Source organism: Nonomuraea polychroma (assembly GCF_004011505.1).
Classification (GTDB): domain Bacteria; phylum Actinomycetota; class Actinomycetes; order Streptosporangiales; family Streptosporangiaceae; genus Nonomuraea; species Nonomuraea polychroma.
The window spans coordinates 3,449,359-3,461,820 of the sequence record NZ_SAUN01000001.1 but is presented as its reverse complement, the minus strand read 5'-3'; the positions used below and the strand labels follow the sequence as shown (position 1 = coordinate 3,461,820).

Sequence of the window (12,462 nt, the reverse complement as noted above, 5' to 3'; positions counted from 1 at the left end):
TCACCTGGCCCCAGCCGCCGGCCCGGTGGCTGGGGCTTCAGAGCCAGCCCCGTTCCTTGGCCAGGATCGCGGCCTGGAAGCGGTTGGACGCGCCCAGCCGTACCAGCAGTTGGGCGACGTGCCTGCGGTAGGTCCGCAGTCCCACCCGCATCTTCCTGGCCGCGGTCTCGTCCTTGTCCGTCGAGCTCAGCAGGTACAGCACCTGCCGCTCCAGCGCGGTGAGGCGGGATGCGCCGTCGGGTTCGAGGTCGGTCGCGTGCCGCCAGACGCGCTCGAACAGGTCCACCAGCGTGGCCACCGCGCCGGGCTGGCGGATCATCAGCGCGCCCGAGGCCGGGATGTTGGGCACGGTGGGCACGAAAGCGGTGGCCCGGTCGAGGATGATCATCTGCTGGACGCGCTCGTCGGTGACCCGGTGCCGGTCTCCCGCGCTGTGCAGGCGGCGGTAGTACTCGACCAGCTCGGGGTTCATCAGGCTCTCGCGGGGGATGATGGTGCGCCACTCGACGCCTTCGCCGAGCCGCTTGAGGTACTGCGGCAGCATCCCGACGTGGACCTGGAGCCGGCGCTGGTGCAGGTGCACGGCGAGCACCTCCCGCGCGTCCTGCGCCAGGCACCAGATGCGTTCGCCGACCCCCTCGTCGATCCGCTCGATCTGGTCGGCGGCGGCGCCGCGCCCCTCGGTCAGCGTGTGGAGCGTCTCCCACGCCGACGAGATGCGGCGCAGCTCGGCGTTGGCCTCGCGCATACGCCTTCTGATCAGCCTGGGGATGCCGACGTCCGGATCGACCGCCACCATCCGGCCGTCGCCGTCCCGGCGGACCAGCTCCAGCTCCACCAATCGGGTGAGCGCCGCATGGACGGCGTCCGGCTCTCCACTGATCTCTCTGCTGGGATCCTTCAGGAGGGCGCGGTAGGTGTGTTCCTCGTATTCGGTCAGCCCCACACTGCGGAGGCTCATGGACGTTCTCCTCTCCCGTCTCGCACACGGCGCAGCCAAACAGAATGCCGCGCGGCCGGTTTCAGCGGCGTTACAGAGCCTGTCCATCCCGTACAGCGCGCTGAGCGGGATAGGCGCCAAGACGTACCGCCGTCGGCGGCGGGCGTGGCGGCACTCGCCGAGAGGGCGACTACAGCCGGCGCGGTGGCCGCCGCCATGCTGGCTGCTTGATTACGGCCCTGGTCGCAAACGAGGAGCCGTTTACTTATATCCGAAAAAAAGCGAATTCCGGCCACCACCGGAAATGGGGGAATCTATGCGCTGGCTACTCCTACCTCTGTTGCTCCTCCCTCTGCTCGCCACCCCGGCCCACGCCGTCGCGCTCCCCGGCGGCAAGGCGAACTACGTCGTCAGCCTTGGCTCACTGAAAGCAGGCTCACGCGACAACTGGGTCCGGCTGGGCACCTACCAATTCTCCACTGACGGCACCGTGCGCGCCCGCACCTACCTGTGGTGGCAGCGCTACCCCACCGCCCGGGAGGGCACCGGCGCCGTTCCCGACGGCTCCTGCTCGACGACCCGGATGCCGGTGGGACAGACCCTGGTCCGCAACTGCGAGGTGCGAACGGCCGGCGGCTTCATGTCCGACCCCGGGGAGACCAGGACCGGCACGTTCAGCGTCTCGGGCGATGTCTTGCACATCACCTGGAACATCGGGCAGGCGTGGTCGGAGCAGTGGAACATCGTCCTGCGCGGCGACGGAAAGCTCGCCCGGATCGACTTCCGGTCCAACACCCTCGCCGACTACGGCTACGCCTACGGCAGCAACGCAGCGCTGACCACTCGCCGGGCCATGCCAACCGTGCGAGCCTTCAGCGGCACCCTGCGGCACGACATGATCACCTGGACCCAGGACAAGATCGCCCCGACCTCGGGGGGCGCGTTCAACCTGGGCGCGTACCGGACGTGCACGCTCACCACCTGGTGCCTGACCTACCTGCAGCCCAACTCCACCAGCGCGTGTCAGGCCGGCGGCGGCTGCCCGTACACGGGTGGCGGCAGCACGATCAACGACAGCTCGCTGCAGAACTACATCGTCCAGGTCTCCAGCCGGGACAGGCGGGACACGCACTGGCACTGGTGCACCTGCCTGACCAGGAACAGCGACGGCACCGACCGGGAGAAGTGCTACTCGGGCAACTCCCATGTCAAGCCCATGATGCAGATCGTCGACGACGACGGGGAGTTCCACGGCTGGGTGGGCGTGGACGCGGCCTTCTACCCCTCCAGCGACATCGCGGAGCCGCGCAAGAGCGACATGCTCTCCGTACTCCGTGTCAGCGACTTCCGCTGACCTGTTCCCCTGGGGCGTGTCCCGTGAGGTGACTGGGTCCCGGAGCCGGATTCGGATCGAGGCGACATCGACAGTTGGGGCCGGGCGGTCAGGCCAGCTCGTAGATCAGCAGGGTGCCGTCGACGCGCCGGGCCAAAGCCCACAGCCGGGTAGTGCCCGGCACCGGGAAGATGTCACGGAGATTGAGCACGTACGACTGCCCACGGGAAGCGTTGGCGGCGATCCACACGCCGCCGACCCGGTCAGCGCGGACGGCGGGCAACCAGCTCTCGGTCAGCGGCAGATCCAGCCACGTCCACGCGGTGCCGTCCCAGCGCGCGACCATACCGCGGTCAGGCACCTCGCAGGACCCGGACCGCACGGAGCCGCCCTGCGTCACCAGCCACGCGTCATCGTGGGCGCGGGCCGCCATACCGTAGAGCCGCCGGCGGGCGAAGGAGGGCAGCCGGGCGCGGGAGGAACCGGGCGCGGGAGGAAGGGGAGTGGTGGCCCATCCGGAGCCGTCCCGCCGTGTCACCGTGGCCACTCCTTGGGAATGGATCACTGCCCACACCTCGCCCCCGCCGGTGGCGGCGACGCGCGAGACCCAGTCATGGTCGCCGTACGGGCTCGACGTGGGAACCTGCTTCCACGAGCGGCCGTCCCAGTGGCTGAGCCCGGATCCGACGTAGTCGTCCGGGCCGCCGTACTCGGAGATCCGAACGTCGTCCTTGGCCCCGACGGCGACAGATTCACGCGAACCTGCCGGCCCACGTGTCAGGGCCCCGGCAGCTACAGAAGCGCTCACGTCGTCATGGACGGTCGCGGCGGCGGCCGCCGGCCCCGCCGATGGGTGGGAAGGTGACGGTGACGGTCAGACCGCCCTCGGGTCGGGGGGTGGTGGTGATGGTGGCGTCGTGGGCGGTGGCGATGGCTTCGACGATGGACAGGCCGAGGCCCAGCCCGTCCGGGCGGTCGGTGCGGGCGGTGCCGAGGCGTTGGAAGGGCTGGAAGAGGCTTTCGACGGCATCCGGGGCCACCACGGGGCCCGAGTTGGCGATCGTGAGCACGGCATGGCCGTCAGTGGTCCGGGTTTCCACCTCTACCCAGCCGGGCGAGGTGTTGTGACACAGCGCGTTGTCGACCAGGTTCGCGACCAGGCGTTCGGCGAGAGAGCGGTGACCGGCTGCCAGGGCCGCGCCGAACGACCGACGGATCGTCACACTGCGCCGGTGGGCTTCCGCGCGGCGGGCGTCCACGATCTCTTCGGCGAGTAGGGCCAGGTCGAAGGCATGACGGATCTCGATGCCCGCGTGCCCGCGGGCCAGGGTGAGCAACGCCTCGATGAGCCGTTCCTGGTGGGCTCCGGCGGCGAGAATCTGCTCGTGCGCCTCTCGTAGCGACTCCACGGTGGGCATGGGGTCGGACAGGGCGACCTGGCCGAGTGCCCGCTGGCGGGTCAGCGGGGTGCGGAGCTCGTGGGAGGCGTTGGCGACGAACCGGCGCTGGGCCTGGAAGGACGCCTCCAGCCGGGCCAGCAGGCCGTCGAAGGTGTCGCCCAGCGCCTTGAGCTCGTCGGCGGGGCCGTCGAAGGCCAGGCGCCGGTGCAGGTCGGTGGCCGAGATGTCTTCGGCGGTCGCGATGATCGTACGGAGCCTGCTCAGGATGCGTCCGGCGATGACCCAGCCGAGCACGACCGAGATCATCGACATGAGGGTGAGCGCGATCCCGGAATTGATCAGGAGCTGGTCCAGCACGTCGGCCCTCTGGCGCTCCAGGACCTGCTGCATCTGGGCGGGGAGCAGTTCCACGGAGTGCGACTTGCCCGGCGGTGGCATGTCCGGTAAGGGCACGGAGGCGCCGTCCGGCGCGGGGATGAAGCTCTTGACCACGGAGCCCATGACCGCGTGGCGTACCAGCCCATAGGTGATCGCCAGCAGGACGGCGCCGGAGACCAGGAACAGGCTTCCGTACAGGAGGGTCATGCGCAGCCGTACGGTACGGCGGGGCAGGCGCGGACGTACCAGGCGGCTCGCGAGCCGCGTGACAGCCGACAGGGACGCCATCAGATACGGTATCCGCGCCTGGCCACGGTCTCGATGATCGGTGGATCGCCGAGCTTGGCCCTGAGTCTGCTGATGGTGATTTTCACGGCGTTCGTGAACGGGTCAGCGGCTTCGTCCCAGACCCGCTCGAGCAGTTCCCCGGCGGAGACCACCCGGCCTTCGGAGGCCAGCAGCAGCTCCAGCACCCCGAACTCCTTGGGGGCCAGGTCCAGCGGCCGATCGCCCCGGCTGACCCGGCGCCGCGCGGTGTCAAGAGCGAGATCACCGTGGCGCAGCACGGGAGGGAGGGCCGGATGGACGCGCCGAGCCAGCGCGCCGATCCGCGCCACAAGTGCGGGGAAGTCGAACGGCTTGGTGAGGTAGTCGTCGGCGCCCAGGCCGAGTCCGTCGACCAGGTCATCGGTCGTCGCCGCGGCGGTCAGCATCAGCACCCGGCTGCGGCAGCCGGCGGCGAGCAGTTCGGCGCACACGTCGTCGCCGTGCATCCCCGGCAGGTCGCGGTCGAGCACGATCACGTCGTAGTCGTTGAACAGGGCGCGCTCCAGCCCGCCGGGTCCGTCGAATGCCACGTCCACGGCCATCTGGGCCCTGCGCAGCCCCACGGCCACCGTCTGCGCCGTCACCTCGTCGTCTTCCACCACGAGCACGCGCACCCGCACCTACCTCCACCGAGAAGGAACACCTCCCCCAGCATCCTCCAACCCCGGTTTCGGCAGCGTTTCATCCGCAGACAAAGGCTGGCGAAACCTCGTCGAAACCGCTGATCCCGTACAAATGGTCGCATGCCGCAAGGCGCACCCACCCTCGAACGTGCCGTCCGCAGGCGTAAAGGCTTTCGGGCATCTCACCGGACGTAATGGAGAGCGATATGCGAATCGTTGTCGATGCCGGCATCCGCAGGAAAGGCCGCGAGCGGCGAGGCGGCGCGATGGCCGTGCTGCTGGCCTCCGTCGCGCTGGCCACTGGGGCCTGCGCCGGCAGCGAGGGGCCGGCCAGGGCCGTCGCGTCGGTGGCGTCCCCGACGGGCGGCGCGCCGTCGCAGGGCGCGACCGCCTCAAAGGGGGACGCGCTGGCCTTCGCGAAGTGCATGCGCGCCAACGGCATGCCGGACTTCCCCGATCCCCAGCCGGACACGGCTCTCGCCTTCTCGCCGGAACTGCTCGGCTCCCCGCAGTTCAAGGCGGCGGAGAAGAGCTGCAAGCAGTTCCAGCCACCGGCCCCGGACCAGCCGCCCGTGCGTGAGGATTCCTGGCCGGTGACGGACAAGCGCAAGTACGCCACGTGCATGCGGGAGAACGGCGTGCCGAGCTTCCCCGACCCCGACGACAACGGCGGGTTCATCCTCCCGCAGAACGGCACTCTGGACCTCGCCTCGGAGCAGTTCAAGAAGGCGGAGGAGGCCTGTAGGCGGTACCAGCCGCAGAACATGCCGAAGCAGGGGCAGATGCAGGGCGGCATGTCGTGAGTGCAGCCCAGGCGGTGGACGCCGGCCCGGCGAGCGCGACGGGCCGGCGTCCGCGCCGCCGTCGGATGGGCCGGCTCGTGGTGCTCCTCGCAGGCGGGGCGATGATCGCGGCCGGTACGTGGTTCGCGCTGTCCGGCCCGTTCGCCGCCGGGACGAATCCGCCGCCCTGACCCCAGAGATCGACTCCTCAGTGCTGGCCGGCTACCCGGCCGCGCAGAAGTACCTGGACTTCGACGGCCACCCGTTCACGGTGTACGTGCGAGCCCAGACCGAGCAGGTGAGCAACGTGCAGAAAGTGCTCGCCGCAACGGCCAACCCGCAAAACCCCGGCGAGGTCAGCGTCAGCCGGCCCTCGGCCGCCCTGGTGGCCCGCGCTGCGGCCCGGTCGGCGCTGAACGGCCTGTTCCTCGGCCTCGGCGCGGTCGCCCTGCTCGTGGGCGGCATCGGCGTGGCCGACACCATGGTCATCTCCGTACTCGAGCGCCGGTCGGAGATCGGGCTCAGGCGCGCGCTCGGCGCGACCAAAGGGCACTTACGGCTGCAGGTCTTGTCCGAGGCGATCCTGCTCGCCGTGCTCGGCGGGGCCGCCGGAGTGGCCATCGGGGTGGCGGCCACGGCGCTCTATGCCCACCTCAAGGACTGGGCCACCGTGGTACCGCCGCTCGCCTGGGGCGGCGGGCTCGGCGCGGCCGTCGCCATCGGCGCCCTCGCGGGACTTCTGCCTGCGCTGCGTGCCGCACGCAGGCAACCTACGGAGGCGCTCAGAACCGTCTGAGCCCATCGCCGAACCAGCACCCGGCACCTCGGGTGAGCAGCGCGGTGCCGGGTATCGGCATGCCCTTTGGCCAGGTACGGCATCCGTTCAGGGCAGGCGGCCGACGATACCGTGCCGAAACCACCGACGCGCTACAACCATGAGCCATGACGAACATCACGACCGGCACCGGCCGCTCTCGACGGCGTGCCGCCGCCGTACTTGCCTGTCTCGGCCTCGGCGCGGTGGTGGTCCTCCCGAGCGGCGCCGCGGCGCAGACCGTGCAGACCTGGCAGGCGGCCTCGACGTGCGCCGAGCCGAAGCCCGGCGGCGAGCCGCAAGCGCTCAAGCCGACCACCATCAGCACCATCGAGCAGGCGTACTCCTGCATCCTCACGAACTACTACGGCGCGGACACCCTGGACAACCGCCAGCTGCTGATCGGGGCGTTCGCCGGGCTCACCCGGGAACTCCACGCAAGCGGACACGACGTGGCCGACGCCACGCTGCCCGCGCTGACCGGCAAGAGAGACAGCGACTGGGAAGCGTTCAGCGCCGTCTACACGCGCGTCAACGACCAGCTCTCCGGCGCCACGGAGCGCCAGGCTGCGGCCGCGGCCACCCTCCTCGGCATGCTGGGCAGCCTGCACAACAACCACGCCCATTGGGACCGCACCCAGATGCCGGAGGACCCCCAGCCGGGCACCGAATACGGCATCGGACTGGACACCGCCCCCTTCAAGGGGCCCATCTTCAGCGAGCCGGACCAGGTCACCGGGCCGATGTACGTCTCCCGCGTGCGGGGCGGATCGGCCGCGAAGGCGGGACTGCGCCCCGGCGACATCATCGAATCGGTCAATGGAGCGGTTCCGTTCGCAGGCGGCGTCCTGTCCCTCGGCGCCGTCGTACCGCTCTTCCAGAACTACCCGGACGACGACCCGGTCCGGATCAAAGTCCGCCGCCCCGCCAACGGCCGCACCTGGACAGCGACCCTGACGCCCGGCGTCTACAAGCCCGACGAGAAGGCCACGGCAAGGGTGACCTCAAAGCTGCTCAAGGGCGACGTCGCCTATGTACGTCTCGCCAGCTTCGGGCAGCGCGTCGCGCAGACGGCGATCGACGCGATCAACGACATGAAGAAGAACAAGAAGCTGACCGGTGTCGTGCTCGACATGCGAGGCAACAGCGGCGGCCTCATCGGTGAGGTCAACCGACTGCTCGGCGCGTTCGCCCACGACCAGGTCACCGCCTGGCAGTGCGACGCCGACGATCGCTGCACCGCCGACCGCACCGACGACAGCGTCCCACTGCTCGGCCTGCCCCTGACCGTGCTCGCCGACCGTGACTGCGCCTCGGCCTGCGACCACTTCGTCGCGGCGATCAAAGACAACAAGATCGCCCCTGTGGTCGGCACCCGCACCGCCGGCGTCGTCGCCGGTGCCGGCAAGATGTATCTGCTCGATGACAACAGCCTCCTGTCCTTCCCCGACAAGCGCACCCTGGGCCCCAAGAAGGAACCCATCAACGGCATCGGCGTGGCAGCCGACCACCTCGTCCCGCTGACCGCCAAGGACATCTCCACCGGTAAGGACCCGGGCCTGGACAAGGCACTCGATCTGCTCAAGTAGAGCTGCACCGCCGAGACGAGGTGGAGGGCGTCCCACCCGCCCCGGACATCCTCCGCTGAACCTCTGAGCGCCCGACGTGAGGAGCCTGCGGTCGCACCCATTCCTGACGTAGAGCTGGGAGCGGGAGCTGCACGTAGCGTGGTCGGGTCGAGACGACCTAACCACCGAGCCGAGGCCGGCGGCGCTGTCGGAGGTGCTGGCGGCGGTGAGCAGCACCGCGAGGAGCAGGCCGAGGGTGTCGGGGACGATGCTGCGCCTGCGGTCGGCGATCTTCTTATGCGGCGCCCGTATCCCTGGCTGTGGGCGGGACGTTGGTGGCAAGCACTACTCCCAGCGCGGCCCCACCACAGCGCGGTCTTCACGCCTGAACCGAAGCGCTGGAAGAGAGTGACGGGCCGGGAGCTTGCAAGCGCGTCGGTGCCTTCGGACGTCATGGAGTTCGGTCGGGAGGTCTTGGTGGCCGGAGAACACCGTCTCCTCCATCGCCCGCCTACTCGGCGTCAGCCGCTCGACCATCTACAAGTACGTCCCCGGGCTCACGACAGGCCGTCCTGCAATCGAACAGCCAACGGCTCGCGCAGAACTCGAAACAGGAGACTGAATTACCAGCTCAGGGCCTATATGGCGGCTGGTGCCACAGTGGTTAACGGCACCCCACGTCCGGCGGCCCCGCAGGAGCGTGCCGGTGGCGCGCAGCCGTTCGGCGTTGTGGTCGTCGAACGCCTCCTCGAACGGCACGGCCATGACATCCCCGCAGGGTCCTTCGAAGAAGCCGTCGAGCGAGACGATGTCGCACACGATGAGCCGGCGCATGTCCGGGTCCTCCCTTCCGGTGCAGGGGTGTCGTCCGTTGAGAGACGGCGCCGGCGGCGGATTCATCGCTCCTGCATGGGTTTTTCGCGCGTGGGGACTACGTACGTAGAACATCTAGGTATCCATATGGGGATTTTTCCCGTATTGGGGGTTTCGGGCTGAGTGTGATGCTGGACACGTACTCACATCACCGGGGGAAAGGATCGACGTGGGGGCCATGTGTCAGACACCATTCACTCAGGGCGACATGCCGCGGCGGGAAGCACCCGCCTGGCGATTGCCCTCCTGGAACGATCTCCTAGCCGTAGGACATGACCTGGCGCTGCGCGCCGGCTGGACCGGGCAGGAGCGTACGGTCACCTGGACGCTGTCGGCCCGGCCGTCGGCCGTGCGCACCGCGCGGCGCCTGACCGCGGCGCGGCTGTCGGCCTGGCAGCTGGACGCGCCGGCCGCCACCGCCGAGCAGCTGGCCGGGCGGCTCGTCGAGGACGCCCTCGCCCGGGGCGCGGAGAAGATCACACTCACGCTGTCGGCCGAGGACGGCCTGCTGCGCTGCGAGATCCACGAGCACGGCAGAGACCACACCGCCGCTGGGCGGATCTCCGCCGCCGTCGCCGCTCATCTGGAGCTGCTGGCGTGCTGCTGGGGCAGCGCCGGCGCCGCCGTCTGGTTCGAGCTCCGTCTCGCACACGACTGACCGCCGAAGGCCTCACGCGCGACCGACCAGCGAAAGGGAGTCACCCGCACCGTGCGCAGGATACAGATCCGCACCACCAAGAAACCCCGCACCGGGCACGGCCTCGACCTGCGGACCCCATCAGGGCGGACACTGCCCTACTGACACCTGACACCTGGCAGCCGGAACCGGCGGTCGCCCCCGTTTACCGGTTCCGGCCCCCATGCTGCCAAAGGACCGGAACCGGGGCCTGTCACGCCGGCGCGTCGCCGTCGGCGCGCGCCTGCTCCCCCACCCACACCGCGATCTGGCTGCGCGAGTTGAACCCGAGCTTGGTCAGGATGTGCTCGATGTGGCCCTCTGCGGTGCGCTGGGCGATCACCAGGGACGCCGCGATCTCCTTGTTCGTCATCCCCTGCGCCACCAGCTGAGCGATCTCCCGCTCGCGGCGCGTCAGCTGCGCCTGCTCTCCCTTGGGCTCGCCAGCCTCCTTGGGTTCCGGCCCGCCCGGCTTGTCGTCGGCCAGCGCGTACGCCACCGCCTCCTCGTACGGCAGCCGCGCCCCCCGCCGCACCGCCGCGGCGAAGGCCGTCTCCCCCAGCGCCTCGCGGGTGCGCGCCTGGCATTCCTCGTGGTAGCCGGCCAGATGCCCGTACCCGGACAGCGGCGCCCCGACCAGGCTCCACACGCTCTCCAGCACGCCCAGCAGCTTGGCGGCCCGCTCGTGCAGGCCCTGCGTGGCGGCGATCCAGGCCAGCACCTCGATCGTGATCCCGACCCCCAGCAGATCGCCCAGCGACTGGTTGAACGCCAGGCTTTGGCGTTCCAGCTCGGCGGCGCGCGGCAGGTCCCCCTGCCGCCACACCTCCACCCCCAGCGCCATCATGGTGTACGCCTTGTGCCAGCCCTCCCCGTGGGCGTCGCACACCTGCAGCGCCTGCTCGGCCGCGGCGATGGCCGCATCCGACTCGCCCAGGTACGAGCGGGCCAGCGACAGCCGGATCAGCGACGAGGCCAGGCCCACCGGGTCGCCGGTGCGGCGATGGCGTTCCAGGGCCCGCCCGTAGCAGCCGATCGCGTCATGGGGACGCTTGTGACACATGGCGATCATGCCGGTGAACAGCTCGGCGTAGCCGAGCAGCGCCTCATCGTCCAGGCGGGCGCCGATGCGGCGGCATTCGTCCAGCATGGCCGTCGCGGCCGGCAGGTCGGCCTGGATGACGGCCAGCCAGCCGCCGGCCCACAACGCGCGGCCGCGTACATCGTCAGGTGAGGAGACGGCGGCCAGTCCCCGCTCCAGCCATGCCCGTCCCTCACCCAGGTAATAACTGGTGATCCAATGAAACAGCAGGTCGGTGGCCATGCTCAGCCCGGTCGGGGCATCCGCCGGCGTCGCGAACCAGCCGTCCAGGGCGCTGCGCAGGTTGGCGTGCTCCAGATGCAGCCGGTTGAACCAGGTCACCTGCTCCGGCCCGAACAGCTCCGCATGGGCGCGGCCCGCCAGGTCGCGGTAATAAGCGCGATGCCGCTGCCGCAGCCGCGCTTCCTCGCCGCGCTCGCACAGCCGTTCGCGGCCGTATTGGCGCAGTGTCTCCAGCATCCGGTAGCGGACGCCGCCCGGATGGTCTTCTCGAATCAGCACGGACTTGTCCACCAGGCCGATCACCAGGTCGAGGACGTCCTCGCGGTCGATGCCGGTCCCGGAGCAGACCGTCTCGGCCCCCTCCAGGTCCAGGCTCCCGGCGAACACCGAGGCGCGATGCCATAGCAGCCTTTCCTCCTCCGAACATAGGGCGTGACTCCAGTCGATCAGGGCGCGCAACGTCTGGTGGCGCGGCAGTACCGCCCGCGACCCCCCGGTCAGCAGCCGGAACCGGTCGTCCAGCCGCGCCAGCAGCTGTTCGGCCGACAGGACCCGCAGCCGCACCGCGGCCAGCTCGATCCCCAGGGGCAGGCCGTCGAGGCGGCGGATGATGCCGGTCACGACGTCGCGGTTGTCGTCGGTGACGGCGAACGACGGCAGCACGGCGCAGGCCCGCTCGGTGAACAGCTGCACCGCGTCCGCCTGCGTCAGCGATTCCAGCGGCGGCCAGGCGCCGTTCCCTTCGGGCAGCGGCAGCGGCAGCGGCGCCACCGGCACCGCGTGCTCGCCGGCGATGCCCAGCACGTGCCGGCTGGTGGCCAGGATGCGCAGCTCCGGAGCGGCGCGCAGCAGCGTGTCGGCGAGCACGGCGCAGGCGCCGACCAGGTGCTCGCAGTTGTCGAGGATCACCAGCGTCTGCTTGTCGCGCAGGTGGTCGGCCAGCACCTGCAGCGGCGGCGCAGCGCTGGTGTCGCGGATCTCCAGCGCCTCGGCCACGGCCCGGGCCAGCATGCCGGGGTTCTCCAGCGCGGCCAGCTCCACCACCCATACACCGTCGCGGAAGGCGCGCCGCACCTCGTGGCCGACGCGCAACGCCAGCCGGGTCTTGCCGACCCCGCCCATCCCGGTCAGCGTGACCTCGCGGGAGACGGACAGCAGGTGCCGGACCTCGGCCACTTCCTGCCGACGTCCCACGAAGCTCGTCACCTCGGCCGGGAGGTTGCCGCTGTGCTGCCCCCGGGAGGCGCTGGTCGTCACCGTTGTCATGGCGCCTTTCGCGACGCGGCCGGCGGGTCACCCGTGACCCCACCATCGCCCCCAGGTTATGTCCCGGCCGTTTTCCGGGGCAGTTCACGCCAAAAACCCACAGGAAGTTTTTCCCTTCCATGGGTGTCCGGCGACCGGGCCTTGACCGGCGGGCGCGT

Annotated in this window: 12 protein-coding genes; 7 read left to right on the top strand and 5 right to left on the bottom strand. The window is 70.2% G+C overall.

Translation table 11 applies throughout. From position 1 onward, the window contains the following. Nucleotides 1-37: 37 nt before the first annotated feature. Entirely contained in the window at nucleotides 38-961 is a 924-nt protein-coding gene (locus EDD27_RS15485) for a helix-turn-helix domain-containing protein (protein ID WP_127933066.1), read from the bottom strand. Between the two features lie 295 nt (nucleotides 962-1,256). Here EDD27_RS15485 and EDD27_RS15480 point away from each other — a divergent pair, with 295 nt between their 5' ends. After that, nucleotides 1,257-2,294, top strand: coding sequence for a hypothetical protein (locus tag EDD27_RS15480; protein ID WP_127933065.1), 1,038 nt, complete (start codon nucleotides 1,257-1,259; stop codon nucleotides 2,292-2,294). An 88-nt stretch (nucleotides 2,295-2,382) separates the two neighbouring features. Here EDD27_RS15480 and EDD27_RS15475 read toward each other — a convergent pair whose 3' ends face one another. From EDD27_RS15475 to EDD27_RS15465, 3 genes are read right to left on the bottom strand one after another with little or no spacing between them, the layout of a single operon-like run. After that, nucleotides 2,383-3,081 carry a hypothetical protein gene (locus EDD27_RS15475; protein WP_127933064.1) on the bottom strand — a complete coding sequence of 233 codons (699 nt, stop codon included), beginning with the start codon at nucleotides 3,079-3,081 and terminating at the stop codon, nucleotides 2,383-2,385. A gap of 4 nt (nucleotides 3,082-3,085) precedes the next feature. After that, nucleotides 3,086-4,339 (bottom strand): sensor histidine kinase, encoded by a 1,254-nt coding sequence (locus tag EDD27_RS15470; RefSeq protein ID WP_127933063.1) that lies wholly within the window; start codon nucleotides 4,337-4,339, stop codon nucleotides 3,086-3,088. After that, the gene (locus EDD27_RS15465) at nucleotides 4,339-4,992 is read right to left on the bottom strand and encodes a response regulator transcription factor (protein WP_127940718.1); all 654 of its coding nucleotides are present in this window, start codon (nucleotides 4,990-4,992) and stop codon (nucleotides 4,339-4,341) included. Before EDD27_RS15465 ends, EDD27_RS15470 begins: the two co-directional genes overlap by 1 nt. A gap of 215 nt (nucleotides 4,993-5,207) precedes the next feature. On the opposite strand from EDD27_RS15465, the gene EDD27_RS15460 reads away from it, so the two are divergent. From EDD27_RS15460 to EDD27_RS15440, 6 genes are all read left to right on the top strand, one after another. Beyond that, a complete protein-coding gene (locus tag EDD27_RS15460) occupies nucleotides 5,208-5,804 on the top strand; it encodes a hypothetical protein (RefSeq protein WP_127933062.1) in 597 nt (198 codons plus the stop codon). After that, nucleotides 5,801-5,974 carry a hypothetical protein gene (locus tag EDD27_RS54195; protein ID WP_164903621.1) on the top strand — a complete coding sequence of 58 codons (174 nt, stop codon included), beginning with the start codon at nucleotides 5,801-5,803 and terminating at the stop codon, nucleotides 5,972-5,974. Before EDD27_RS15460 ends, EDD27_RS54195 begins: the two co-directional genes overlap by 4 nt. Then, on the top strand, nucleotides 5,923-6,579 hold the full coding sequence (locus EDD27_RS15455; protein ID WP_127933061.1) for an ABC transporter permease: 657 nt from the start codon (nucleotides 5,923-5,925) through the stop codon (nucleotides 6,577-6,579). Before EDD27_RS54195 ends, EDD27_RS15455 begins: the two co-directional genes overlap by 52 nt. Nucleotides 6,580-6,725: 146 nt before the next feature. Then, nucleotides 6,726-8,186, top strand: a complete 1,461-nt coding sequence (locus EDD27_RS15450) for a S41 family peptidase (RefSeq protein WP_127933060.1) — start codon at nucleotides 6,726-6,728, stop codon at nucleotides 8,184-8,186. A gap of 403 nt (nucleotides 8,187-8,589) precedes the next feature. Beyond that, a complete protein-coding gene (locus EDD27_RS58625) occupies nucleotides 8,590-8,787 on the top strand; it encodes a helix-turn-helix domain-containing protein (RefSeq protein WP_127933059.1) in 198 nt (65 codons plus the stop codon). Between the two features lie 459 nt (nucleotides 8,788-9,246). Beyond that, complete coding sequence (locus EDD27_RS15440) at nucleotides 9,247-9,696, top strand: hypothetical protein (protein ID WP_127933058.1); 450 nt, start codon at nucleotides 9,247-9,249, stop codon at nucleotides 9,694-9,696. Between the two features lie 232 nt (nucleotides 9,697-9,928). Here the strand turns inward: EDD27_RS15440 and EDD27_RS15435 are convergent, their stop codons facing one another. Next, on the bottom strand, nucleotides 9,929-12,304 hold the full coding sequence (locus EDD27_RS15435; protein ID WP_127933057.1) for an ATP-binding protein: 2,376 nt from the start codon (nucleotides 12,302-12,304) through the stop codon (nucleotides 9,929-9,931). Between the last annotated feature and the right edge of the window lie 158 nt (nucleotides 12,305-12,462).

Coding starts and splice junctions, on each gene's coding strand:
- EDD27_RS15440 (WP_127933058.1), top strand. CDS start 9,247: ATGCCGCGGCGGGAAGCACCCGCCTGGCGATTGCCCTCCTGGAACGAT.
- EDD27_RS15450 (WP_127933060.1), top strand. CDS start 6,726: ATGACGAACATCACGACCGGCACCGGCCGCTCTCGACGGCGTGCCGCC.
- EDD27_RS15480 (WP_127933065.1), top strand. CDS start 1,257: ATGCGCTGGCTACTCCTACCTCTGTTGCTCCTCCCTCTGCTCGCCACC.
- EDD27_RS15485 (WP_127933066.1), bottom strand. CDS start 961: ATGAGCCTCCGCAGTGTGGGGCTGACCGAATACGAGGAACACACCTAC.
- EDD27_RS15470 (WP_127933063.1), bottom strand. CDS start 4,339: ATGGCGTCCCTGTCGGCTGTCACGCGGCTCGCGAGCCGCCTGGTACGT.
- EDD27_RS15460 (WP_127933062.1), top strand. CDS start 5,208: ATGCGAATCGTTGTCGATGCCGGCATCCGCAGGAAAGGCCGCGAGCGG.
- EDD27_RS15435 (WP_127933057.1), bottom strand. CDS start 12,304: ATGACAACGGTGACGACCAGCGCCTCCCGGGGGCAGCACAGCGGCAAC.